Genomic DNA, 24,961 nt, shown 5'->3' with positions numbered 1-24,961 from the left:
TTTGATTCTGCAGTCTGCCATTATGACTCAATGATACGGGTTTCTGGTACACTACGCGCAAAGTCATAGCAAGTATTGAGACGTTTACGCGATGAATATTGGTCTTTTTTACGGTTCCAGCACCTGCTACACCGAGATGGCTGCGGAGAAAATTCGTGACATCATCGGCCCGGAACTGGTGACGCTGCATAATCTGAAAGATGATGCCCCGGCCCTGATGGAGCAGTACGATGTGCTGATCTTAGGCATTCCCACCTGGGATTTCGGTGAAATTCAGGAGGACTGGGAAGCCGTCTGGGATCAACTGGACGAACTCAACCTCGAAGGCAAAATTGTCGCGCTTTACGGTATGGGCGACCAGTTAGGCTACGGCGAGTGGTTCCTTGACGCGTTGGGCATGTTGCATGACAAACTGTCGACCAAAGGCGTCAAATTCGTCGGTTACTGGCCTACCGAAGGCTACGAGTTCACCAGCCCTAAACCGGTCATTGCCGATGGGCAGTTGTTCGTCGGTCTCGCACTGGATGAAACCAATCAATACGATCTCAGCGATGAGCGTATTCAGGCGTGGTGCGAGCAGATTCTCGGTGAAATGGCCGAGCACTATTCCTGATAACCGTTTTGCCGGATGATGGCGTGAACGCCTTATCCGGCCTACATGACACACCGCATCGTAGACCTTAAAGCTGCCCGCCATCAGGCATTCGTCGGCGCTACCCTTGCGTCGACGGTTGCATCATCAGGCGGCGTAAATCCCGCCATTCCGCCTTATCCATACTGTCAGCCGCGAGCCACAAATGCTGGCGTTTACCGGCTTCTGAGCGCAAGCGCAGCATCATGCCGGTTTTGATCATCCACGGTGCACTGACGATATGCCAGTCCTGCCCCTGCCAGCGGAGCCGTCCATCCATCAGAAGTTTGACCTCTCCCTGACGGGCGTTAATTCGCCGCTGGCTGCGGACACAGTCAAACACCACTAGCGAAAGCAGTATCAACCACAGCGGCGTGTAGCTCAGCGGCCATGGCATTAATAGAATCGCCGCGGCCACCAGCCCATGCAGAAGGAGTGATAGCCACTGTGCGCGCCATGAGACGCGGAGATCAGATTGCCACAGGACCACGATCCCGATTCCGTGTCTGGATGAGTCGTACCATCTGCTCCAGTTCAGCATCTGCCGGTTTACCGTGATTCATCAACCAGTTGAATAAATCCGGGTCATCACACTCCAGCAGGCGGATAAAAATACGTTTTTCATCATCACTCAACGTGTCGTATTCATGTTCGAAAAACGGCATGATGGAAATATCGAGTTCACGCATACCGCGTCGGCATGCCCAGTGAATACGTGCTTTATTGTTAATATCCATGTTCTTCTTCCTGTCTCACTCAAATGAACTACCCGGCTATTGTAACGTGTTTTTCATCCTGTTTTGCGGGAATATCCGTAACCACAAGCGCGATCGCTAATTAAATCCCCAATAAGTCAATGGGTTCATGTTTTCTGGATGCCGCCTCGCAATCTGTAAGATAAGGCACAAATGGGACTATCAAAGCGCTTGCATTGGGCCATAGCTCTTTTACCATTAGTCATTATCACTGCGTTAAGCAAATCAGGACATTTTTATGGCATTTACTCCATTTCCACCTCGTCAACCCTCAGCTTCAGCGCGTTTGCCCTTGACGCTGATGACGTTAGATGACTGGGCGCTGGCCACGATTACCGGGGCTGACAGCGAGAAGTATATCCAGGGTCAGGTGACAGCTGACGTGAGTCAACTGACTGAACACCAACACGTCCTGGCCGCCCACTGCGACGCTAAAGGAAAAATGTGGAGCAACCTGCGGCTGTTCCGCGACGGCGACGGTTTTGCCTGGATTGAACGCCGTAGTCTGCGTGATGCGCAGGTGGGCGAACTGAAAAAATACGCTGTGTTCTCGAAAGTGACGATTGCCCCAGACGACGAACGCATACTGCTGGGTGTGGCGGGTTTCCAGGCGCGTGCCGCACTGGTGAATCTGTTCAGCGAACTGCCCGACAGCGAAAAGCCTGTCACGCATGAAGGAGCGACGACCCTGCTGTGGTTTGAACATCCGGTAGAACGCTTCCTGTTGGTTACCGATGTGGCAACCGCGGAAACCGTAACCGAAAAACTGCGTGGTGAAGCCGAACTGAATAACAGTCAGCAATGGCTGGCGCTGGATATTGAGGCCGGTCTGCCGGTGATTGATTCAGCAAACAGCGCGCAGTTTATCCCGCAGGCGACTAATCTCCAGGCGCTGGGCGGTATCAGCTTTAAGAAAGGCTGTTATACCGGTCAGGAGATGGTGGCACGAGCGAAATTCCGCGGGGCGAACAAACGCGCGTTATGGTCTCTGGCGGGTAAGGCCAGTCGTGTACCGGAAGCGGGTGACGATCTTGAAATGAAAATGGGTGAGAACTGGCGTCGTACTGGCACCGTCCTCGCGGCAGTGCAACTGGATGACGGTCAGCTACGGGTACAGGTGGTGATGAACAACGATATGGAGGCCGACAGCGTATTCCGCGTGCGCGACGATGCCAACACGTTGCACATCGAACCGCTGCCCTATTCACTGGAAGAGTAATTCATCAGCACCTGATGGCGCTTCGCTTATCCGGTCTACGGGGAAAAGTCGTAGTCCGGATAAGACGGTAAAGCATCACATCACGCCTGTCCTACGTACAAATAGATGGCCAGAAAGTGGCATACGCTGCCGCCCAGCACAAACCCGTGCCAGATAGCATGGTTGTAGGGAATACGCTTACTGACGTAGAAAATCACTCCCAGCGAATAGACCACGCCGCCTACGGCCAGTAGCGTTACGCCGCCCGCCGCCAGTTTGATCGCCAGTTGATACACCACAATCAGTGACAGCCACCCCATCGTCAGATAGGTCACCAGCGACAGCACTTTAAACCGGTGGGCTATCGTCAGTTTGAATAAAATGCCGAGCAGCGCCAGACTCCAGATAACGATCATTAGCCCACGCGCCAGCGGTGAATTTAGCCCAACCAGCAGAAACGGCGTATAGGTCCCGGCAATGAGCAGGTAAATCGCACAGTGGTCGAATTTTTTCAGCCAGATCTTCGCCCGCTGATGTGGTATCGCGTGATACAGGGTCGATGCCAGAAACAGCAAAATCATGCTGCCGCCGTACAGGCTGTAACTGGTAATCGCTGTCGCACTGGCATTCATGTCCACCGCCTGCACCAGCAACAACACCAGACCGACGATACCAAACACCAGCCCAATGCCATGACTGATGCTGTTGGCGATTTCCTCTGCCAGTGAATATCCTTGCGCGATTAATGGCTTCTGGACCATAACTTACTCCGGAGAAACGAACTTGTTCGTGATTGCACCTCTAGCGTAACTGAGAATGGTTCCAGTGAACACCTGTTAGCTAAAATAAATATCACTTTAAAACTAATCGTTATAAATCAAAATGTTGAAACGTATTTTTCAACTAACAGTTGTTCATTTAATTCAAAGGCGTTTAAAATCAATCACATAAAACTGTGACTGATTCGGGTAAATCTCGCCAATCACCCGCTTCAGTTCCTCCAGCGTCATGTTTTCCTGTTGTGCATGTTTTTCCGTCAACGTGTCGAGCGTGACGGTTGACGTTCCCAGCACCTCAATTGTGCAAAAATAGCCATCGTCCTCGAAACGCCCTACCCGCAGAATGTCACCGGTCCTGAAGTGAGATTCTGACTCATCACGAATAGTGATCGTTTTACGCCCTGCCAGAATGTCGTCCTGGAAACGCTGAAAAAAAGTGATGTCATTTGGCTGCATGTTATTATTCCCTTTAGGTAAAATCTGATGAGTGAGTATTGCCATAGTGAGTATGTTCTCCCACGCTGCCATCGCCAGTCTCAACAACATTGAGATGTTGGTCTACAACTATGTCATCAAGAACCGTGACAAAGTCATGTACATGACCATTCGGGAGCTGGCTGAAGCGGCGGGTGTATCGACCACCACCGTGTTGCGTTTCTGTCGCAAGCTTAACTGTGAAGGCTACTCTGAATTTCGCGTACGCTTTAAATTATATTTAGAGCAGAACGAACCGCAACAGGCTAATTTTGGCGCCAGCGAAATTATCAGTTTCTTTAAAGGCGTAAATAACGATGAATTTGATCAATTACTCGATCAGGCTGTAGAGATTATTTTATCGTCCGAGCGCATTATATTTGTCGGTGCCGGTACCTCAGGTGCCCTGGCGAAATATGGCGCGCGTTTTTTCTCAAACGTCGGGAAATTCAGCAACCACATTGATGATCCTTATTTCCCGGTGACGAACGATATGGCGCGTAATGCGCTGGCAATTGTGTTATCGGTCTCTGGCGAAACCGAAGAGATCCTGCGCTTTGCCAGCCAGTTCAGCCTGCATAACTGCAAAGTGCTTTCGATTACCAGCCATGAACACTCGCGCCTCGCCAAACTGGCGGACTTTAATCTCTCCTGGCATGTGCCGCAAACCCGCATTGCTGGCGTGTACGATATCACCACGCAAATTCCCGTTATTTATATTCTCGAATCCCTTGGCCGAAAGCTGGCGAAAAAAATAGCATAAAAAAACAGATTGTTTTTTGGCGGTAACAAATTACCGTTTCGCTATTTTGTTATATCGTGACATTTACCTTCCCTTTGTTAGACTCAAATCAGATTGTATTAATTTGAGATGACGCAACGATGAAAAAACTCACCTTACCAAAAGATTTTCTCTGGGGCGGCGCGGTTGCTGCACATCAGGTTGAAGGCGGCTGGAACAAAGGCGGTAAAGGACCGAGCATTTGTGACGTTCTGACCGGCGGCGCGCATGGCGTACCCCGTGAAATCACTCAGCAGGTGGTGCCGGGTAAATATTACCCGAACCACGAAGCGGTCGATTTTTATGGCCACTATAAAGAAGACATCAAGCTGTTTGCCGAAATGGGCTTTAAATGCTTCCGCACGTCCATCGCCTGGACCCGAATCTTCCCACAAGGTGACGAAACACAGCCAAATGAAGAAGGGCTGAAATTCTACGACGACATGTTTGATGAATTGCTCAAGTACAATATCGAACCGGTCATTACCCTTTCTCACTTTGAAATGCCGTTGCACCTGGTTCAGCAGTACGGCGGCTGGACTCACCGCAAGGTCGTTGATTTCTTTGTTCGTTTTGCCGAAGTGGTGTTTGAACGCTATAAGCATAAGGTCAAATACTGGATGACCTTCAACGAAATCAACAACCAGCGCAACTGGCGTGCGCCGCTGTTTGGCTATTGCTGCTCTGGCGTTGTTTATACCGAGCACGAAAACCCGGAAGAGACCATGTACCAGGTGCTGCACCACCAGTTTGTTGCCAGCGCGTTAGCCGTGAAGGCGGCGCGTCGCATCAATCCGGAGATGAAGGTGGGCTGCATGCTGGCGATGGTCGCGCTGTATCCATTCTCCTGCAAGCCAGAAGACGTCATGTTCGCCCAGGAATCCATGCGCGAGCGTTATGTTTTCACTGACGTTCAGTTGCGCGGTTACTACCCGTCCTATGTCCTCAATGAGTGGGAGCGTCGCGGCTTTAACATTAAAATGGAAGACGGCGATACCGCGATTCTGCGTGAAGGTACCTGCGATTACCTCGGCTTCAGTTACTACATGACCAACGCAGTGAAGGCCGAAGGCGGCAGTGGCGATGCCATTTCGGGGTTCGAAGGCAGCGTACCGAATCCGCACGTCAAAGCCTCCGACTGGGGCTGGCAGATTGACCCGGTGGGTCTACGCTACTCGCTGTGCGAACTGTATGAACGTTACCAGAAACCGTTGTTCATCGTTGAAAACGGCTTTGGCGCTTACGATAAAGTAGAAGACGATGGCAGCATTAACGACGACTACCGCATTGACTATCTGCGCGCCCATATCGAAGAGATGATGAAGGCGGTCACGTATGACGGTGTGGATCTGATGGGTTACACGCCATGGGGCTGTATCGACTGCGTCTCTTTCACTACCGGCCAGTACAGCAAACGTTATGGCTTTATCTATGTGAACAAGCACGACGACGGCACGGGTGACATGTCCCGTTCACGCAAGAAGAGTTTCGACTGGTACAAAGCCGTGATCGCCAGCAACGGCGAGGTGCTGTGAGCTTTTGCCGGATGACGGTGTAAACGCCTTATCCGGCCTACATGCTCTTTCGGGAAAGGGAATATAAGCCGGATATCGCGCAGCGTTATCCGGCAAACATTACATTACTTCCCGCCCGCCAGTTCCAGAAAACTGCCCGTGACATACGACGCTTTCTCGCTCAGCAGCCAGGCTATGGCCTGCGCCACCTCTTCCGGCTGTCCGCCGCGCTGCATAGGTAACATCGACTTCACGCGATCCACCCGTCCAGGCTCGCCACCGGAGGCGTGGATTTCGGTGTAAATTAACCCCGGACGTACACCGTTGACCCGTATACCCTGCGCCGCCACCTCCAGCGCCAGTCCCGTCGTCAGAGAATCGACAGCCCCTTTCGACGCCGCATAGTCAACATATTCCCCCGGCGCGCCCAGCCGCGACGCCGCTGACGACACGTTCACAATCGCCCCGCCGTGACCGCCGTGTTTGTGCGACATCCGCTTGACCGCTTCGCGACAGCAGAGGAAATACCCCGTCACGTTGGTCGCTAACACGCGGTTAATCCGCTCGGCAGAGAGGTTTTCGATTGTACTTTGTTCAAACAAAATTCCGGCATTATTGACCAGCGCCACCAGCGGCTCATTTTCACGGTCGATCGATTCGAACATCGCCACGACCTGCGCTTCGTCACTGATATCTGCACGCAGGGTAAACGCGTTCCCGCCAGCGGCGACTATCTTATTCACCACCTCGGTGGCAGCCCGAATATTATGATGAAAATTAACGGCAACCGTGTAACCCTCATCTGCCAGCTGCAACGCGGTCGCGCGCCCAATGCCACGACTGCCGCCGGTAACCAGTGCGATTCCCATAGCGTTCTCCCGATATGAAAAAGCCGGGTGGCGGCTTCGCCTTACCCGGCCTACAAATGATTTACTACCGTGGCAAAATTACTGGTATTCGCTCATCGGCACGCAGGAGCAGAACAGGTTACGGTCGCCATAAACGTCATCAAGACGCTTCACGGTTGGCCAGTACTTGTTCGCTACACCCGCCGGGAAGACCGCCACTTCACGGCTGTAACCGTGATTCCACTCTGCTACCAGCTCGTTTTGGGTATGCGGCGCGTTAACCAGTGGGTTATCTTCCAGCGTCCATTCGCCGCTCTGCACGCGATCGATTTCCGCACGAATCGCCAGCATCGCGTTGATAAAGCGATCCAGTTCCACTTTGCTTTCTGATTCCGTTGGCTCAACCATCAGCGTACCCGCGACCGGGAACGACATGGTCGGCGCATGGAAGCCGTAGTCGATCAGGCGTTTGGCAATATCCAGTTCACTGATACCGGTCGCTTCTTTCAGCGGACGGATGTCGAGAATACACTCGTGCGCCACGCGACCATCGCGGCCGGTATACAGAACCGGGAATGCGTCTTTCAGACGGCTGGCAATGTAGTTGGCATTCAGAATTGCCACCTGACTTGCCTGCTTCAGTCCTTCAGCGCCCATCATGCGGATGTACATCCAACTGATTGGCAGAATTGATGCGCTGCCGAACGGTGCGGCAGACACCGCGCCCTGACGGGTCAGCATCCCTTCAATCTGCACCACACTGTGGCCTGGTACAAACGGCGCAAGGTGCGATTTCACGCCAATCGGTCCCATGCCTGGGCCACCGCCGCCGTGCGGAATGCAGAAGGTTTTGTGCAGGTTCAGGTGCGAAACGTCAGCGCCGATAAATCCCGGCGAGGTGATACCCACCTGAGCATTCATATTTGCGCCGTCGAGATAAACCTGACCACCGAATTGATGCACGATCTCGCACACTTCGCGGATCGTCTCTTCGTAAACGCCGTGGGTAGACGGATAGGTCACCATGATGCAAGAGAGATTTTCGCCCGCCTGAGCGGCTTTTTCACGCAGATCGCCAAGATCGATATTCCCGTTCTTATCACAGGCCACGACCACTACCTGCATCCCCGCCATCTGTGCGGAAGCCGGGTTAGTCCCGTGCGCAGAGGCCGGAATCAGGCAGATATCGCGATGCCCTTCATTGCGGCTTTCGTGATAATGGCGGATCGCCAGCAGACCGGCGTATTCCCCTTGTGCACCAGAGTTCGGCTGCATACAGACGGCGTCGTAACCGGTCAGTTTGACCAGCCAGTCAGAAAGCTGACCAATCATCTGATGGTAGCCTTCCGCCTGTTCTGGCGGGCAGAAAGGATGCAGTTCGGCAAATTCCGGCCAGGTAATCGGGATCATTTCCGCTGCCGCATTCAGCTTCATGGTGCAGGAACCCAGCGGGATCATCGCCTGATTCAGCGCCAGATCTTTGCGCTCCAGCGAGTGCATGTAGCGCATCATCTCAGTTTCACTGTGATAGCGATTGAATACCGGGTGGCTCAGGATGGCGTCATCACGCAGCATACTTTCCTGAATTGAACGACTGTCGTGCGCCACCTCTTTGTCCAGGGTGTCGATGTTCAGACCGTGGCCGTCACCCAGCAGAACCGTAAACAACTGCAAGACATTTTCACGGGTGGTGGTTTCATCAAGCGTAATGCCGACTGCGTTATGGATATCACTGCGCAGGTTGATTTCTGCCGCTTGCGCACGCGCCAGCACTGCGGCTTTGTCCGCCACTTCCACGCACAGTGTGTCAAAATAGTGGGCATGACGCAGTTTCAGCCCTTTTTGTTGCATGCCCACGGCCAGGATATCGGTCAGACGGTGGATACGATTCGCAATGCGTTTCAGGCCAACCGGGCCATGATACACGGCATACAGGCTGGCGATGTTTGCCAGCAGTACCTGTGAGGTACAAATGTTGGAGTTCGCTTTCTCGCGGCGAATATGCTGCTCACGCGTCTGCATCGCCATACGCAGCGCGGTATTGCCCGCCGCATCTTTCGATACGCCGATAATACGACCCGGCATGGAGCGTTTGAATTCATCTTTTGCTGCAAAAAATGCCGCGTGTGGACCGCCATAGCCCATCGGTACGCCAAAGCGTTGCGCAGAGCCGAAAACAATGTCCGCGCCCTGTTTGCCCGGCGCGGTCAGCAGCACCAGCGCCATAAAATCGGCAGCAACGCTGACGATCACTTTGCGTGATTTCAGTTCGCTAATCAGCGTGCTGTAGTCGTGGACTTCACCGGTGGTACCCACCTGCTGTAACAGCACGCCGAACACATCCTGGTGATCCAGTACTTTCGCCGCATCATCCACAATCACGTCAAAACCAAAAGTTTCCGCACGCGTACGAACAACATCCAGCGTTTGTGGATGCACATCTGCGGCAACAAAGAAACGGTTCGCGTTTTTCAGTTTGCTGACGCGCTTCGCCATTGCCATCGCTTCTGCAGCCGCAGTGGCTTCATCGAGCAGCGAAGCGGAAGCCATGTCCAGACCGGTCAGATCCAGTGTCACCTGTTGGAAGTTCAGCAGTGCTTCCAGGCGGCCCTGAGACACTTCCGGCTGATAAGGCGTATAGGCGGTGTACCAGCCCGGGTTTTCCAGCATGTTACGCAGGATAACCGGTGGCAGTTGCACGGCGGTATAACCCATGCCGATGTATGACGTGAAGCGCTTGTTACGTCCGGCGATGGCCTTTAATTCTGCCAGCGCGGCGTATTCGGTCGCCGCCTCGCCCACCTGCGGCGGTGTTGCGAGCTGAATGTCTTTCGGCACAATCTGGCCGATCAGCGCGTTTAACGACCCGGCACCAACGGCATTCAGCATCTCTTGCTGTTGCGTGGCGTCCGGTCCGATGTGGCGTTCAATGAAAGCGCCGCTGTTTTCAAGCTGGCTTAACGTCTGTGTCATGGGCGATGGTTCCTGAAACGTGCAGTGAATCGTGATTGTCTCTGTCTGCGAGCCCGGTGGCGCTAACGCTTACCGGGCCTACGCATGCCTTCCAGGCCGGATAAGCGCAGCGCCATCCGGCAAAGGCAGATTTACTCGTCTTCTAACAATGCTTCGTACGCAGTGGCATCCAGCAGCGAGTCCAGTTCGCTCTCATCACTGGCTTTGATTTTGAAGATCCAGCCATCGGCGTACGGCTCGCTGTTCACCAGTTCCGGGGAGTCGCTCAGGGCATCGTTAACGGCCACGATCTCACCGCCGATCGGCGCATAGATATCAGAAGCGGCTTTGACCGATTCGGCAACCGCGCAGTCATCACCCGCACTCACGGTCGTGCCGACTTCCGGCAGGTCAACAAAAACCATGTCGCCCAACAGTTCCTGAGCGTGTTCGGTAATGCCAACGGTGTAAGAGCCGTCAGCTTCTTTGCGCAGCCATTCGTGTTCTTTACTGTATTTCAGTTCTGCTGGTACGTTGCTCATCAATCAATCTCCAGAAAAGGATGAATCACGCGACGGCTTTGCCGTTACGCACAAAAACAGGTTTAGTGACTTTTACCGGCATTTCGCGGTTGCGAATCTGCACAATGGCCGTTTCGCCAATTCCCTCAGGGACGCGCGCCAGCGCGATGCTGTAGCCCAGCGTCGGTGAGAAGGTACCGCTCGTGATAACGCCTTCCTGCTGATTGCCCTGGGCATCGGTGAAACGTACCGGCAGTTCGTTACGCAGCACACCTTTTTCGGTCATGACCAGGCCAACCAACTGTTCGTGGCCTTTTTCACGCTGCGCTTCCAGTGCTTCACGACCGATAAAGTCGCGATCGGCGGGTTCCCAGGCAACAGTCCAGCCCATATTAGCCGCCAGTGGAGTGATCCCCTCATCCATCTCCTGGCCATACAGGTTCATACCCGCTTCCAGACGCAGCGTATCGCGCGCGCCCAGACCACACGGTTTCACCCCCGCTTCCACCAGCGCACGCCAGAAATCCGCCGCCTTTTCATTCGGCATCGCAATCTCATAGCCCACTTCACCGGTATAACCGGTCGTGGCGATAAACAGGTCGCCGGCCTGCACGCCGAAGAACGGTTTCATGCCTTCAACGGCTTTGCGCTGCTCATCAGTAAACAGAGATGCCGCCTTCGCCTGCGCGTTAGGCCCCTGCACCGCGATCAGCGACAGGTCATCACGCACGGTAATGTCGATGGCATAAGGTTCAGCGTGTTGGGTAATCCAGGAGAGGTCTTTTTCGCGAGTGGCGGAGTTAACAACGAGGCGGAAGAAGTCTTCGGTAAAGTAATAGACAATCAGGTCATCTATCACGCCGCCCGAGGCGTTAAGCATACCGGAATAAAGCGCCTTGCCGGTTTTCGTGAGCTTTGCCACATCGTTCGCCAGCAGATAACGCAAGAACTCCCGAGTGCGACTGCCGCGTAGATCGACGATGGTCATGTGCGACACATCAAACATTCCGGCATCGGTGCGAACCGCATGGTGTTCATCGAGCTGAGAACCATAATGCAGCGGCATCATCCAGCCGTGGAAATCGACCATGCGCGCGCCGCATAGCGTGTGTTGTTCGTACAAAGGCGTCTGTTGAGCCATCTTGTCCTCATTGAATAAGCGGGGCTGACCACCCTTTCGCAGCGAAAATTGTCGCCACGAAACCCGGCATCGACGTCACTCCTGGACTCCGACGCAAACGTTCTCTTTGCCCCTGAACTTACCACCGAAATCCACGCTAAACCATAAAACAAAATTAACCATCACATTAGCTTATGACCAAAAACCGCCAAAACACCATCAGCATAAAAAACCATTGAAAAGGCCATTAATACAGATAAATGATAAGCACTCATCCATATCAGCCGCACATATCAACATTAAACTCTAAAAAAATGTCAAAACTGGCGTTGCGATAAAATCATGACATTAGAAAATATAATGCGAAAAGAAGAGTGAAATTAGTTTATTTCAAATGAGGGAAACCTCCCGGCGAAGACGCCGGGAGAAGGAAATGTGACGGGTTTCAAATTCTTTAAAAAGAGGGAATGCTTAGCGAAGCCACTCAGGCAGATCGTTTAATCCCATTGCCTGACGGAGAAGTTGCGGTTTAACGCCAGGGAGCGTATCAGCCAGTTTCAGCCCTATATCACGCAGCAGTTTTTTCGCCGGATTCGTCCCCGCAAACAGCTCGCGGAATCCCTGCATGCCCGCGAGCATCATCGCGGCGCTGTGCTTACGGCTACGCTCATAGCGACGCAAATAAAGGTACTGACCGATGTCTTTACCCTGACGATGCAGACGTTTGAGTTCATCCACCAGTTCTGCTGCATCCATAAAACCGAGGTTTACGCCCTGTCCGGCCAGCGGATGGATAGTATGCGCAGCGTCGCCCACCAGCGCCAGACGATGCGCGGCAAACTGGCGCGCATAGCGTCCTGTCAGCGGAAACACCTGGCGGTCGCTTTCCACCTGACACAGCCCCAGACGATTATCAAAGGCGATGTTCAGCGCCTGATTAAATTGCTCATCGCTAAGCTGCTGCATCCGTTCAGCCGCTTCCGGCACAAGCGACCAGACGATGGAGCACAAATGCGGATCGCTGAGCGGCAAAAACGCCAGAATGCCTTCACCGTGAAACGCCTGACGGGCAACAGCACCGTGCGCTTCTTCGGTGCGAATAGTCGCGACCAGCGCATGATGGCGGTAATCCCAGAAGGTCAGCGGGATGTCTGCCTTATTGCGTAGCCACGAATTCGCCCCATCGGCGCCAATCACCAGACGCGCGGTGAGCATTGCGCCATCTTTCAGCGTCAGGAAGGCTTCGTTTTCCCCCCACGCCACCTGCTGCAATTCGGCAGGCGCCATCAGCATGATATCGGAGGATTGCTGCGCTTTTTGCCACAGCGCGTAATGGATCACGGCGTTCTCTACGATATGGCCCAGATGGCTGTAGCCCATGCTTTGGTCATCAAATTCAATGCGGCCAAAGCTGTCCTTATCCCACACTTCCATCCCGTGATAACAACTGGCGCGACGAGCCACAATGTCTGACCAGACGCCCAGACGGGTAAGCAGTTTTTCACTGGCGGCATTGATTGCCGACACGCGAAGCGCAGGATCGGCATCCATTGCCAACGGCTGCGGTTCGCGCTGTTCGAGCACAGCGACACGTAAACCGCTGCCCTGTAACCCGCACGCGACAGCCAGGCCAACCATGCCTCCACCCACGATTGCTACATCAACACTTTGCACTGTTTACTCCTGGAAATCGGAAACCGCCATCGGGCGTCATGTTCGTATAAATACCGGATGGCGCTTCGCTTATCCGGTCTGGAGATGTTTACCGCGCCACCCAGCCTAACGTCCGCTGCGCAAACGCATTGCGGGCGGGAGGGCATAATTCCATGGTCATCAGTCCCATGTTGCGCCCAACAACCAGCGGCGCCCAGCGGTTGGCAAACAGATGGACCAGACTGTCCGTCACGCCGACCGTAGCCTGGCGATCCCCCTGACGACGCTGTTGATAGTGCGAGAGCACGGCGTAATCACCGACGTCCCTGCCCGTTGCCTGCGCTTCAGTCAGCGTTTCGGCGAGGCTCATGACATCGCGCAGTCCGAGGTTGAACCCCTGCCCTGCAATCGGATGCAGCGTCTGCGCGGCGTTACCCACCAGCACGGTACGGTGCGTGAATGCCTTCGCCGCCGTGGTGAGCGACAGCGGATACGCGCTCCGTTTGCCTGCGTGCGTGATTTTCCCCAACCGCCAGCCAAATGCCGTCTGGAGTTCGCGACAGAAACGTTCATCTGACCAGCTCAGAATCTTCTCACGGTGTTCCAGCGGATGGCACCACACCAGCGAACTGCGCCCTTCAGACATCGGCAGCATCGCCAATGGTCCATGCGCCGTAAACCGTTCAAACGCGCGGCCATTATGTGCAACGGCGGTTGAGACGTTAGCGATCACCGCCAACTGCTCATAGGGTTCCTGTTGCCAGTCAACGCCGCAGGCGGTGGCCAGCGCTGAACGGGTACCATCCGCTGCCACCAGAACGCGTCCGACGATCGTTTCGCCCGTCTCCAGCGTGACATTCACCTGGTCTTCGGTACGCGACACGCTGGCAACCCGATCCGGGCAGTGCAACGTGACGCCAGGCGCTTTTCGCAGCAGAGCAAACAGGCGTAACCCCACGTCATGCAGCTCAACCACCTGACCCAGCGCCGGAATGCGATAGTCCTCAGCGTCGAGCGTCACAAAACCGGCATGACCCCGATCGCTGACGTGGACGGTATTGATCGCGGTGGCGCAGTCGGCAATTGCCTGCCAGACGCCAATGCGTGCCAGTTGTTGGCAGGTCCCCGCCGCGAGCGCAATCGCCCGGGCATCAAACCCGGGATGACTGTCCGCTTCGGGGGCAGTCGCTTCAATCAGATGAACCGGCAGCATCCCCTGACTCAACCGGGAAATCGCCAGCGCCAGCGTCGCGCCCACCATGCCACCGCCAACAATGATCACGCTCATGCCTTTTTCGCCGCCGCCATTAACGCTTCAATCTCATCCGCCTTTTTGACGACGCCAGCGGTCAGATTTTCGTTGCCGTTTTCGGTGATCAGAATGTCATCCTCAATACGGATCCCGATCCCCCGATACGCTTCCGGGACATCGGCATCAGGCGCAATATACAGCCCTGGTTCAACGGTAATCACCATTCCTGGCTTCAGGATGCGGGAACGATCCTGCTCATATTCGCCGACATCATGGACATCCAGCCCCAGCCAGTGGCTCAGACCGTGCATAAAGAACGGACGATGCGCATTATCGGCGATCAGTTGCTCCACTTCGCCCTGCAAAATACCCAGCTTCACCAGCCCGGTAATCATAATGCGCACGACTTCGCCGGTGACTTCCTGAATCGAGGTGCCCGGACGGTACAGACGCAGGCTGGTTTCCAGTGATTCCAGGACGATGTCGTAGATTTCACGTTGCGCCGGGGTAAATTTGCCATTCACCGGGAACGTTCGGGTGATATCCCCGGCATAGCCCTGGTATTCACAACCTGCATCAATCAGCACCAAATCGCCGTCGCGCAGTTCACTTTCATTTTCGGTGTAATGCAGAATGCAGCCATTTTCACCGCTGCCCACAATGGTGTTGTAGGACGGATAGCGTGCGCCGTGGCGAGTAAATTCGTGGTGAATTTCGCCTTCCAGGTGATACTCAAACATCCCCGGACGGCATTTCTCCATCGCCCGGGTATGCGCGAGTGCCGTAATTTCTCCGGCGCGACGCATCACCGCAATCTCTTCAGGCGACTTAAACAGGCGCATTTCATGCACCATCGGCCGCCAGTCGATCAGGGTCGACGGCGCTTTCAGGTTCTGGCGCGAGCCTTTGCGCAGTTTTTCCAGCGCGGTGAAGACAATCTCATCCGCATACGCATATTCGCCCTGCGCGTGATACACCACGTCCAGACCATTAAGCAGTTGAAAAAGCTGTTGATTAATTTCGCTGAAGGCCAGCGCGCGATCCACCGCCAGTTTTTCCGGCGCGGCATCTTGTCCCAGACGTCGACCAAACCAGATTTCTGCAGTCAGATCGCGAACGCGGTTGAACAACACGCTGTGGTTATGGGTATCGTCGCTTTTAATCAGTACCAGAACGGCTTCCGGTTCGTTAAAACCGGTGAAATACCAGAAATCGCTGCTCTGGCGATACGGGTATTCACTGTCCGCGCTGCGCGTGACTTCCAGCGCGGCAAAAATCAGCGCGGCGCTGCCTGGCTGCATTTGCGCAAGCAGTGCCTGGCGACGACGTTGGTATTCCTGCGGTGTCATGACGTGGCCTCCATTATCGTTTTACTTTTTAGTGTAGGGTCGGTTTACGCACTTCCGGTGCGGTCGGCTGCTGACGAGTGAAGGTATCGTGGCACAGCAGCGCCGCGACACGCACATACTCGATGATCTCTTCGAGCGACATCTCCAGCTCTTCTTGATCTTCATCTTCGTCATAGCCGAGCTGCGCGATATTGCGCAAATCGTCGATGGCTTCGCCCGTTTCGCCGGTCACTTTATCGAGCTTCGGCTGCGTGACGCCGAGGCCAAGCAGGAAGTGATTAACCCATCCCGCCAGTGCGTCTGCACGATCGAAAACGCTCACGTCATCGCCTTCAGGCAGATAAAGCTGAAAAAGGAAACCATCATCTTCCAGCGCGTCGCTGGTCGCGGAGTGCATTTTACGCAGCGCCTGAGCCAGTTCATGACCGAAGGCCAGCCCTTCGTTCGTCAGGTCGTGAAGCAGCGGCTGCCAGGAGCTGTCGTTATTACCACCGCAAATCATCCCGCTGATCAAACCGTGCATTTCCGCAGGGGTCAGTCCGGCCCCTTGTTGGTTCAAATACTGGTTCATTTCACTGTAACCAGGCATTTCGTTCTGTATAGACATAAGCATTCGTCATCAAAGGGAGGATATTCATGGTATGCTACCACTTTGGACCCTGGTGAACCAGAATAGGGCTTGTATCTTCACACCAGGGTAGCTATAGTGTCGCCCCTTCGCGGACCCAGGGTCTGGAGACGAAGGCAGCACAGTCAATCAGCAGGAAGGTGGCATGTCTGCACAACCCGTCGATATCCAAATATTTGGCCGTTCACTGCGAGTGAATTGCCCGCCTGAACAAAGGGATGCGTTGAATCAGGCTGCGGACGATCTGAATCAGCGGTTGCAAGATCTGAAAGTTCGCACTAGAGTCACAAATACTGAGCAACTGGTATTCATTGCTGCACTGAATATTAGCTACGAACTGGCTCAGGAAAAAGCGAAGACCCGCGACTACGCGGCGAGCATGGAACAACGTATTCGGATGCTCCAACAGACCATTGAACAGGCACTGCTTGATCAGGGTCGCATAACCGAAAAAACGAACCAAAACTTTGAATAACACTTTTCGGTTTACTATGGTAGAGTGACCGTGAAGACAAAAATTTCTCTGAGATGTTTGCAAGCGGGCCAGTCCCCTGAGCCGATATTTCATACCACAAGAATGTGGCGATCCATGGTTGGTGAGCATGCTCGGTCCGTCCGAGAAGCCTTAAAACTGTGACGACGCATTCACCTTGAACCAAGGGTTCAAGGGTTACAGCCTGCGGCGGCATCTCGGAGATTCTCCTTCTACCTGGCGACAGCCATGACATTACTTTCTGAACTCCCTTTATCACGACAAACCATTCGCCAGATGATTAGGCAACGTCGTCGTGCGCTCACACTTTCGCAGCAAATCACCTTCGGTCAGCAGGCCGCAACACGCATGCTTGCATACCCTCCCGTAGTGATGGCGCACACGGTCGCCGTGTTTTTGTCATTTGATGGCGAACTCGATACTCAGCCCCTAATCGAACAACTCTGGCACGCGGGAAAACGCGTCTATCTCCCGGTCCTGCACCCTTTCAGCCCCGGTAATTTGCTGTTTCTGCACTATCACCCGCACAGTGAACTGATCACTAATCGGCTGAAGATTCAGGAACCTAAACTCGACGTTCGTGATGTTCTGCCGCTTTCGCAACTGGACGTGCTGGTCACGCCACTGGTGGCGTTTGATGAGTACGGTCAGCGTTTAGGGATGGGTGGCGGATTCTACGATCGCACCTTGCAAAACTGGCAACAGCATGGTCTGACGCCCGTAGGGTATGCCCACGACTGTCAGCGTGTGGAGAAATTGCCGGCAGAAGAGTGGGATGTCCCCTTACCGGCCGTCGTAACGCCGTCAAAAGTGTGGGAGTGGTAAGCGCTTCTTTGCTGATTGACACCGCCGTTTTTTTGACCTAAATTTCCTCGGTAAGGGTGAGGGAGGCGAACCTCCCTCCTGCGTTTTCGCTGTTAATATGCTGGCCAGGCGATGATTAACAGGATAAGCAGCATGATGACATAACTCATCATCGTCCCTTTCCTTTTTAGAGCCCCTGCTTCGGTAGGGGCTTTCCCGTTTCAGCGTCGTGCTGCGCCTCTATCGTAAATTCCTTTTGTTGATGTACAACGCGTAGCGAAGCCTTTAATCATCAATTGCGGCAAGGCTCGAAAACAAGATGTATACGTTACAAAAAGGATGGCGATGTCGGGAAAACGAAAGGAGAAAGGAAGAAATGACGGGCAGACTCAGCGCCTGCCCGCATCGGTAAGGATCAGTACAACAGGCGCGCGCGAATAGTGCCCGGAATGGCCTTCATCGCCAACAGCGCTTTCTCGGCGACTGCTTCATCCGCTTCAATGTCGATAACGACATAACCCATTTGCGCCGACGTTTGCAGATACTGCGCGGCAATGTTGACGCCCTGCTCGGCAAAAATCTGGTTCAGGGAAGTCAGCACGCCAGGACGGTTTTCATGGATGTGCATCAGACGACGCCCGCCGTGGAGCGGCAGCGACACTTCCGGGAAGTTAACCGCAGAAAGCGTAGAGCCGTTATCAGAATACTTCGCCAGTTTACCTGCCACTTCCAGACCAATGTTTTCTTGCGCTTCCTGAGTGGAACCTCCGATATGCGGCGTCAGAATCACGTTATCAAAGTCGCAAAGCGGTGAAGTGAACGGATCGCTGTTGGTTGCCGGCTCGGTCGGGAACACGTCGATTGCTGCCCCTGCCAGGTGTTTGGTCGCCAGCGCATCGCACAGCGCGGGAATATCTACCACGGTGCCACGTGCGGCGTTGATCAGCAGCGAGCCAGGCTTCATCAGCGCGATCTCTTTCGCGCCCATCATGTTCTTCGTTGAGGCGTTTTCCGGCACGTGCAGGCTGACCACGTCGCTCATGTTGAGCAGTTCAGACAGATGCTGAACCTGAGTGGCATTACCCAGCGGCAGCTTGTTTTCAATGTCGTAGAAGTAAACGTGCATCCCCAGGGATTCCGCCAGAATACCCAACTGAGTCCCGATGTGGCCGTAGCCAATAATGCCGAGTCTTTTACCACGCGCTTCAAACGAACCGGCAGCCAGTTTATTCCACACGCCGCGGTGCGCTTTGGCGTTTGCTTCCGGTACGCCGCGCAGCAGCAGTAGCAGCTCACCAATCACCAACTCCGCCACGGAACGGGTGTTAGAGAACGGCGCGTTAAACACCGGAATACCGCGCTTTGCTGCCGCCTTCAGGTCTACCTGGTTGGTGCCGATACAGAAGCAACCGATAGCGACCAGTTTTTCCGCCGCGTTAATCACCTCTTCTGTCAGATGGGTACGGGATCGCAGGCCAATGAAGTGGGCATCACGGATGGACTCTTTCAGCTCTTCAGCATCCAGTGCCCCTTTGTGAAATTCGATGTTGGTATAACCTGCCGCCCGAAGGCTATCCAGCGCCTTTTGATGCACGCCTTCAACCAGCAGAAATTTAATCTTGTCTTTCTCCAGCGATACCTTTGCCATTTCCCGACCCTGTCTTTTTATGCAATCTGATATTGTGTGTGTGGATTTGCATCCGCCTTTCAACATATCAAAAATAATTATTGCGGCAATATGAACGTTTGCGTCGCTCTGTTGAGGAACGTTCATTCAGTGGCAAATGCCAGAGGAAAATGCTGGGGATAAGTTTTTCTTTGGAGAAATCAGCAGGGCAAGATTCAAAACGTGATACATGTCACCAAATTTGCCCTGCAAAAAAATTTTAACCGGGGAAGCGCTCCCCTGGTCAGATCATTTCACGATGGTTTTGACGCCGTCAGCGGTCCCGATTAACGCCACATCCGCGCCACGGTTAGCAAACAGGCCGACAGTCACCACGCCGGGAATAGCGTTAATGGCATTTTCCATCGCCACCGGATCGAGGATCTCCATGCCGTGCACATCAAGGATCACGTTACCGTTGTCAGTCACCACGCCCTGACGGTATTCCGGACGACCGCCCAGTTTGACTAACTGGCGGGCCACTGCGCTGCGCGCCATTGGGATAACCTCAACCGGCAGCGGGAAGTTACCCAGAATATCCACTTCCTTGGACGCGTCGGCGATACAGATAAATTTCTTCGCCACGGAGGCAATGATTTTTTCACGGGTCAGCGCCGCGCCGCCGCCTTTAATCATCTGCATGTGACCGTTAATTTCGTCCGCGCCATCAACGTAAACGCCAAGGCTGTCCACTTCGTTGAGATCAAACACAGGGATGCCGAGGCTTTTGAGTTTTTCGGTTGAGGCATCCGAGCTGGAAACCGCGCCTTCAATCTGACCTTTCATGGTGCCCAGCGCGTCAATAAAGTGCGCGGCTGTTGAACCGGTACCTACCCCTACAATGGTGCCGGGCTGTACATACTGAAGTGCCGCCCATCCTACTGCTTTTTTCAGTTCATCCTGCGTCATGATTGTCTCGCTTTTGTGGAGAAAAATTCACGCGCATTATAGACCATTGCGCGGAAAAATCTTCCCGACCCGCTCGCAGGCTGCGGATTTCGTCTTTACCCAATGCAAATTTATGTCATAGTGCAGAACAAGCAAAAATTTCAGGAGTGTGTCAGATCAATGAAACGTCCGGACTACAGAACACTACAAGCACTGGATGCCGTTATACGTGAACGCGGGTTTGAGCGCGCGGCGCAAAAGCTGTGCATCACCCAATCTGCCGTTTCGCAACGCATCAAGCAGCTTGAGAATATGTTCGGACAACCGCTGCTGGTCCGCACCGTTCCGCCGCGTCCGACCGAGCAGGGGCAAAAACTGTTGGCGCTGCTTCGTCAGGTCGAACTGCTGGAAGAGGAATGGCTGGGCGATGAGCAGACCGGCTCCACGCCGTTGCTGCTGTCGCTGGCGGTTAACGCCGACAGTCTGGCGACCTGGCTGTTACCGGCTCTGGCGCCGGTACTGGCTGACTCCCCTATTCGTCTTAACCTGCAGGTGGAAGATGAAACCCGCACCCAGGAACGTCTGCGTCGCGGCGAAGTGGTAGGCGCGGTGAGTATTCAGCATCAGGCGCTGCCCAGTTGTCTGGTGGATAAACTCGGCGCGCTCGACTATCTGTTTGTGGGTTCCAAAGCGTTTGCTGAACGCTACTTCCCGAACGGTGTCACCCGCTCCGCGCTGCTGAAAGCGCCTGCGGTGGCGTTTGACCATCTGGACGATATGCACCAGGCCTTCCTGCAACAGAACTTTGATCTGCCGCCGGGCAGCGTTCCATGCCACATCGTCAACTCTTCGGAAGCCTTTGTGCAACTGGCGCGTCAGGGCACCACCTGCTGTATGATCCCGCACCTGCAGATTGAAAAAGAGCTGCAAAGCGGTGAACTGATCGATCTCACGCCAGGCCTGTTTCAGCGCCGGATGCTCTACTGGCATCGGTTTGCGCCTGAAAGCCGCATGATGCGCAACGTCACCGACGCGCTGCTGGCCTACGGTCACAAGGTGCTGCGTCAGGACTGAGCCGGTCTCATTCTGCGGTGTAGAAGTGTCTGAGCTCATCGAACTGCATGGCAAATTCGATGTAGCTCATCAGCGCGGGAGAGTTCAGCTTACGGCTGGGATAAACCAGCCAAAGATCGTTTCCCGCCACTGTCCATGGCGCCAGTACCGGTATCAGAGCGCCCTTTTCGATTTTATCTTCCAGCATAAACGCCGGCAGCAGCGTGATCCCCGCCCCTGCGATGGCGCTTTCGCGGGCATAGACCAAATTATCCGTCAGATGCACCCGCTCAGGCATGTACTGATAGTCTTCATCACCGCGATGAAATAACCACTCAGCCCAGGCTTTGTGCGCGATGCAATGGTGTTCGACCAGTTGACGGGGATGGTTCAACGGCGCATAACGTGACAGATAATCGGGCGAGGCCAGCAAATAGCGCGGACAATGGCCAATCATACGTCCGATCAGCGAGGAATCCTGCGGCTTACCAGTGCGCAACGCGACGTCAAAACCGCTGTCCACCAAATCCAGCAGTTCATCGGAGATACTGACCTCAAGATAAACATCGGGGTAGCGTTGCTGGAACTGCGTGTTCAGGCGCGCGAGCAGTGTCGCGCCAATGCCCGCCGGCGACGTGATGCGCAATCGTCCGCTGGGGTTGTCGCGCAGGCGCTGAACCGCATAATCGGCGCGTTCGCTGGCAGCGAGTATTTCCCGGCAGTGCACCAGATAGTGTTCACCGGCGTAGGTCAGGTTCAGTTTGCGGGTGGTACGGTTGATCAGGCGAATGCCAACGTGCTGCTCAAGCTGGCTGATACGCTGACTGACGCTCGACTTCGGCAGCCCCGCCTTTTGCGCGGCGACGGTAAAACTGCCGTGTTCGGCGACCAGGGCAAACAGCGCCATATCCTGCAAGTGCTTAAACATCGCGTTCCCCCCTGGCGAGGATCACCCCTGCTCACCCATCATCTCTTTGACCAGCTCGACGCAACGCAGGAAACGGCCATCGTAATCCGCCTCTTCGACATGCACGAAGTCGATATTGTTTTCGCGCAACATCTCCACCAGCAGCGTCTGAAATTCTTTGCGATCCACTGAACTACCGAGGCTGCGCAGACCGTCCGCCACCCACGGCGTGTTATTTTCCAGCAAGATCACCAGGTCAAAGCGGTATTCATCGATCAACGCCTGCACAAACGGATGTTCTCGCCCTTCGTACTTTTTGCAGAAGGCCTGAGTCGTGACGAAGTCAGTGTCGACAAACGCCACTTTATTGGCGTACTTCACTGCAAAATCAATGTACTGCGCGTGGCCCAGCGCGATTTTATCGTAGTCAGAATATTGTAGCGCCATCTCATCCCCCCCGAGGTGAGAGAAGACATAATCCCGGCCATACTCCCACGCACTGGTGGTATTGAAGATATTCGCCAGCTTATTGACCAGCGTCGATTTCCCACTCGATTCTCCGCCCAGCACCGCCACGGTACGCACGAAGAACGGCTTCACTTCGGTAGGAATATATTCCCAGTAGCGGAAGGGGTTTTCACGGATTTGCGCGCCGCTGATGCTCATAAAGGTCCGTTTCGGGTCGATAAGCACCGTTTCGATACCCAGATGTTCCAGGTACTGCGGGGCATCGGCTTCCTCTGAGGTATAGATCCAGTTTGGCGCAATCCCCTTCTCCGCCATAAACGCTTTGATGCCCTTACTCCAGACGTCCCAGCCGTGCGGATACGGCTCCATCCCCTCTTCGTTGAAGGCATGAATGCGGATATTTTTCTGATATTTGAACGTTTGTAACAGCCAGCGCAGACGATCCGGCACGGTCGGTTGCTGGGACATGGCGCTGTCTTCAAACAGCGCGCGGTCGCGCGTATCGTCATAGCCCATGATGATATGCAACTCGTCCACCTGGCTACAGGCGCGCTGAATCAGATAGATATGACCGGTGTGCAGCGGATAAAATTTGCCGAACACCACACCGATATTTTTCTGCTGCCGGGGAAACTCCAGCCCCAGAAAACGGTGCAACGCCTCCAGCTTTTGCGCGCTGGGGCTTTTGATCTTGGCATTGAGAAGTTGGCTGAGATAGCCCTTGGTCATTCCACTGGCATCCGCCACTTGTTGCAGGGTACAGCCCTTTTGCTTGATCGCGGTTTTCAGATAATCAAATGACGACATGGGTAACCTCCGTTTCACTCATTATAAGTCGTCAAACACGTTTAACGCATCCGCCAGCTTCTTGACACCAAAAACCTGCATCCCTTCCGGCGGTTTTTTCGGCACGTTAGCTGCCGGAACAATCGCGCGACGGAAACCATGTTTTGCGGCCTCGGAAATACGCTCCTGACCGCTGGGCACCGGGCGAATCTCTCCTGCCAGCCCCACTTCGCCAAACACTACCAGGTCCTGCGGCAGCGGCCTGTCGCGCAGGCTGGAGACCATCGCCAGCAGCAGCGCCAGATCCGCGCTGGTCTCTGTGACTTTGACGCCGCCCACCACGTTAACGAACACGTCCTGATCGGCCATTTGCAGACCGCCGTGACGGTGCAACACCGCCAGCAGAATCGCCAGACGGTTCTGCTCCAGCCCCACCGCGACGCGACGCGGGTTGGCCATCATCGAGTGATCGACCAGCGCCTGGATCTCCACCAGCAGCGGTCGCGTCCCTTCCCAGACCACCATCACCGAACTGCCGGAGGTGACTTCATCACCACGACTCAGGAAGATCGCCGAAGGGTTGCTCACTTCGCGTAGTCCCTGTTCGGTCATCGCGAAGACCCCTAACTCATTCACCGCGCCAAAACGGTTTTTGTGGCTGCGCAGGGTACGAAAACGGGAATCGGCATCGCCATCCAGCAATACCGAGCAGTCGATGCAGTGTTCAAGCACTTTTGGCCCGGCCAGCGAGCCGTCTTTGGTCACGTGGCCCACCATCACAATCGCCACGCCGCGCGTCTTGGCAAAGCGCGTCAGGTAGGCCGCCGTCTCACGCACCTGCGCCACGCTGCCGGGTGATGACTGGATATCCGCCATGTGCATAACCTGAATGGAGTCGATCACCATCAGCTTCGGCTGCTCTTCTTCTGCAATCAGGCAAATCTGCTCAATACTGGTTTCCGAAAGCATGTTGAGATTGTTGGTCGGCAAACCGAGACGGTGCGCGCGCATTGCCACCTGCTGCAGGGACTCTTCCCCGGTGACGTACAGGGTTTTCATCTGCTCCGCGAGCTTGCACAGCGTCTGCAATAACAGCGTGGATTTACCCGCGCCGGGGTTACCGCCAATCAGAATCGCACTGCCGGGAACGACGCCGCCGCCCAGCACGCGGTCAAACTCTTTAAAACCGGTGGAAAAACGCGGCAGCTCTTCCAGGCTGATATCGGAAAGCTTCTGAACCTTTGCAACGCCAGCGCTCCCGGCATAACCACTCAGTCGCTCATTACGCGCCACCGTCGGCGATGCAGCCAGGCGCACCTCGGTGATGGTGTTCCAGGCATGACAGGCGCTGCATTGCCCCTGCCAGCGCGGATAATCCGCCCCGCATTCATTACATACAAAGGCGCGTTTTGGAGCTTTTGCCACGGTTTACCTCGTTATC

The 24,961-nt window shown here is 54.6% G+C and carries 24 protein-coding genes, 1 other RNA gene and 1 pseudogene; 9 read left to right on the top strand and 17 right to left on the bottom strand.

Going from position 1 to position 24,961, the window contains the following annotated elements:
* Positions 1–91 precede the first annotated feature (91 nt).
* Entirely contained in the window at positions 92–613 is a 522-nt protein-coding gene (fldB, locus tag OGW13_RS12355) for a flavodoxin FldB (protein ID WP_042999366.1), read from the top strand.
* Between the two features lie 100 nt (positions 614–713).
* Here fldB and OGW13_RS12350 read toward each other — a convergent pair whose 3' ends face one another.
* Together OGW13_RS12350 and sdhE are read right to left on the bottom strand one after the other, a co-directional pair.
* Positions 714–1,121 carry a protein YgfX gene (locus tag OGW13_RS12350; RefSeq protein WP_287116172.1) on the bottom strand — a complete coding sequence of 136 codons (408 nt, stop codon included), beginning with the start codon at positions 1,119–1,121 and terminating at the stop codon, positions 714–716.
* Complete coding sequence (gene sdhE, locus OGW13_RS12345) at positions 1,102–1,368, bottom strand: FAD assembly factor SdhE (RefSeq protein ID WP_042322123.1); 267 nt, start codon at positions 1,366–1,368, stop codon at positions 1,102–1,104. Before sdhE ends, OGW13_RS12350 begins: the two co-directional genes overlap by 20 nt.
* A 256-nt stretch (positions 1,369–1,624) precedes the next feature.
* Between sdhE and ygfZ the strand changes: the two genes are divergently transcribed.
* Entirely contained in the window at positions 1,625–2,605 is a 981-nt protein-coding gene (gene ygfZ, locus OGW13_RS12340) for a tRNA-modifying protein YgfZ (RefSeq protein ID WP_042999364.1), read from the top strand.
* Positions 2,606–2,685: 80 nt separating this feature from the next.
* On the opposite strand, the gene trhA is transcribed toward ygfZ, so the two are convergent.
* Entirely contained in the window at positions 2,686–3,345 is a 660-nt protein-coding gene (trhA, locus tag OGW13_RS12335; RefSeq protein ID WP_044264418.1) for a PAQR family membrane homeostasis protein TrhA, read from the bottom strand.
* Between the two features lie 162 nt (positions 3,346–3,507).
* Positions 3,508–3,819 carry a N(4)-acetylcytidine aminohydrolase gene (yqfB, locus tag OGW13_RS12330; RefSeq protein WP_054176763.1) on the bottom strand — a complete coding sequence of 104 codons (312 nt, stop codon included), beginning with the start codon at positions 3,817–3,819 and terminating at the stop codon, positions 3,508–3,510.
* Positions 3,820–3,871: 52 nt separating this feature from the next.
* Here yqfB and OGW13_RS12325 point away from each other — a divergent pair, with 52 nt between their 5' ends.
* Positions 3,872–4,600, top strand: a complete 729-nt coding sequence (locus OGW13_RS12325) for a MurR/RpiR family transcriptional regulator (protein WP_044264419.1) — start codon at positions 3,872–3,874, stop codon at positions 4,598–4,600.
* A gap of 119 nt (positions 4,601–4,719) precedes the next feature.
* Complete coding sequence (gene bglA, locus OGW13_RS12320) at positions 4,720–6,153, top strand: 6-phospho-beta-glucosidase BglA (RefSeq protein WP_042999360.1); 1,434 nt, start codon at positions 4,720–4,722, stop codon at positions 6,151–6,153.
* 104 nt (positions 6,154–6,257) lie between these two features.
* Here the strand turns inward: bglA and OGW13_RS12315 are convergent, their stop codons facing one another.
* The 4 genes from OGW13_RS12315 to gcvT all read right to left on the bottom strand — a co-directional run bounded on the left by OGW13_RS12315 (position 6,258) and on the right by gcvT (position 11,594).
* Positions 6,258–7,001, bottom strand: coding sequence for an SDR family oxidoreductase (locus OGW13_RS12315; RefSeq protein WP_042999359.1), 744 nt, complete (start codon positions 6,999–7,001; stop codon positions 6,258–6,260).
* A 78-nt stretch (positions 7,002–7,079) separates the two neighbouring features.
* Positions 7,080–9,953, bottom strand: coding sequence for an aminomethyl-transferring glycine dehydrogenase (gcvP, locus tag OGW13_RS12310; protein ID WP_061069607.1), 2,874 nt, complete (start codon positions 9,951–9,953; stop codon positions 7,080–7,082).
* A gap of 131 nt (positions 9,954–10,084) precedes the next feature.
* The gene (gcvH, locus tag OGW13_RS12305; RefSeq protein WP_042999357.1) at positions 10,085–10,474 is read right to left on the bottom strand and encodes a glycine cleavage system protein GcvH; all 390 of its coding nucleotides are present in this window, start codon (positions 10,472–10,474) and stop codon (positions 10,085–10,087) included.
* Positions 10,475–10,499: 25 nt separating this feature from the next.
* Positions 10,500–11,594 carry a glycine cleavage system aminomethyltransferase GcvT gene (gcvT, locus tag OGW13_RS12300; protein WP_044264424.1) on the bottom strand — a complete coding sequence of 365 codons (1,095 nt, stop codon included), beginning with the start codon at positions 11,592–11,594 and terminating at the stop codon, positions 10,500–10,502.
* A gap of 317 nt (positions 11,595–11,911) precedes the next feature.
* On the opposite strand from gcvT, the pseudogene OGW13_RS25870 reads away from it, so the two are divergent.
* Positions 11,912–11,971, top strand: a pseudogene (locus tag OGW13_RS25870) (hypothetical protein); the annotation flags it as partial.
* Between the two features lie 73 nt (positions 11,972–12,044).
* Here OGW13_RS25870 and ubiI read toward each other — a convergent pair.
* The 4 genes from ubiI to ygfB form a co-directional block, all read right to left on the bottom strand.
* Positions 12,045–13,247, bottom strand: coding sequence for an FAD-dependent 2-octaprenylphenol hydroxylase (ubiI, locus tag OGW13_RS12295; protein WP_287116171.1), 1,203 nt, complete (start codon positions 13,245–13,247; stop codon positions 12,045–12,047).
* A gap of 88 nt (positions 13,248–13,335) precedes the next feature.
* Entirely contained in the window at positions 13,336–14,514 is a 1,179-nt protein-coding gene (gene ubiH, locus OGW13_RS12290) for a 2-octaprenyl-6-methoxyphenyl hydroxylase (RefSeq protein ID WP_090048378.1), read from the bottom strand.
* Positions 14,511–15,827, bottom strand: a complete 1,317-nt coding sequence (gene pepP, locus OGW13_RS12285; RefSeq protein ID WP_287116170.1) for a Xaa-Pro aminopeptidase — start codon at positions 15,825–15,827, stop codon at positions 14,511–14,513. Before pepP ends, ubiH begins: the two co-directional genes overlap by 4 nt.
* A 28-nt stretch (positions 15,828–15,855) precedes the next feature.
* Positions 15,856–16,434, bottom strand: a complete 579-nt coding sequence (gene ygfB / locus OGW13_RS12280) for a UPF0149 family protein YgfB (protein ID WP_287116169.1) — start codon at positions 16,432–16,434, stop codon at positions 15,856–15,858.
* A gap of 166 nt (positions 16,435–16,600) precedes the next feature.
* Here ygfB and zapA point away from each other — a divergent pair, with 166 nt between their 5' ends.
* The 3 genes from zapA (at position 16,601) to OGW13_RS12265 (ending at position 17,773) form a co-directional block, all read left to right on the top strand.
* A complete protein-coding gene (gene zapA / locus OGW13_RS12275; protein ID WP_042999351.1) occupies positions 16,601–16,930 on the top strand; it encodes a cell division protein ZapA in 330 nt (109 codons plus the stop codon).
* A gap of 42 nt (positions 16,931–16,972) precedes the next feature.
* A non-coding RNA gene (ssrS, locus tag OGW13_RS12270) (6S RNA) lies at positions 16,973–17,156 on the top strand.
* 20 nt (positions 17,157–17,176) lie between these two features.
* Entirely contained in the window at positions 17,177–17,773 is a 597-nt protein-coding gene (locus OGW13_RS12265) for a 5-formyltetrahydrofolate cyclo-ligase (protein WP_044253985.1), read from the top strand.
* A gap of 394 nt (positions 17,774–18,167) precedes the next feature.
* On the opposite strand, the gene serA is transcribed toward OGW13_RS12265, so the two are convergent.
* Positions 18,168–19,400, bottom strand: a complete 1,233-nt coding sequence (gene serA / locus OGW13_RS12260) for a phosphoglycerate dehydrogenase (RefSeq protein WP_042999349.1) — start codon at positions 19,398–19,400, stop codon at positions 18,168–18,170.
* Positions 19,401–19,667: 267 nt separating this feature from the next.
* Positions 19,668–20,327: a ribose-5-phosphate isomerase RpiA gene (gene rpiA / locus OGW13_RS12255; protein ID WP_042322083.1), complete on the bottom strand. Its 660-nt coding sequence runs from the start codon at positions 20,325–20,327 to the stop codon at positions 19,668–19,670.
* 159 nt (positions 20,328–20,486) lie between these two features.
* Here rpiA and argP point away from each other — a divergent pair, with 159 nt between their 5' ends.
* Positions 20,487–21,380: a DNA-binding transcriptional regulator ArgP gene (argP, locus tag OGW13_RS12250; protein ID WP_042322080.1), complete on the top strand. Its 894-nt coding sequence runs from the start codon at positions 20,487–20,489 to the stop codon at positions 21,378–21,380.
* A gap of 7 nt (positions 21,381–21,387) precedes the next feature.
* Here argP and OGW13_RS12245 read toward each other — a convergent pair whose 3' ends face one another.
* From OGW13_RS12245 to radA, 3 genes are read right to left on the bottom strand one after another with little or no spacing between them, the layout of a single operon-like run.
* Positions 21,388–22,287, bottom strand: coding sequence for a LysR family transcriptional regulator (locus tag OGW13_RS12245; protein WP_042999348.1), 900 nt, complete (start codon positions 22,285–22,287; stop codon positions 21,388–21,390).
* 21 nt (positions 22,288–22,308) lie between these two features.
* Positions 22,309–23,541, bottom strand: a complete 1,233-nt coding sequence (gene nadR, locus OGW13_RS12240) for a multifunctional transcriptional regulator/nicotinamide-nucleotide adenylyltransferase/ribosylnicotinamide kinase NadR (RefSeq protein WP_042999347.1) — start codon at positions 23,539–23,541, stop codon at positions 22,309–22,311.
* Positions 23,542–23,562: 21 nt separating this feature from the next.
* Entirely contained in the window at positions 23,563–24,945 is a 1,383-nt protein-coding gene (gene radA / locus OGW13_RS12235; protein ID WP_044253979.1) for a DNA repair protein RadA, read from the bottom strand.
* Positions 24,946–24,961 lie beyond the last annotated feature (16 nt).

Origin of the sequence: Citrobacter sp. Ca225 (assembly GCF_030337175.1) — a bacterium.
GTDB lineage: Bacteria > Pseudomonadota > Gammaproteobacteria > Enterobacterales > Enterobacteriaceae > Citrobacter_A > Citrobacter_A amalonaticus.
This window is presented reverse-complemented; position numbering and strand designations above follow the sequence as displayed.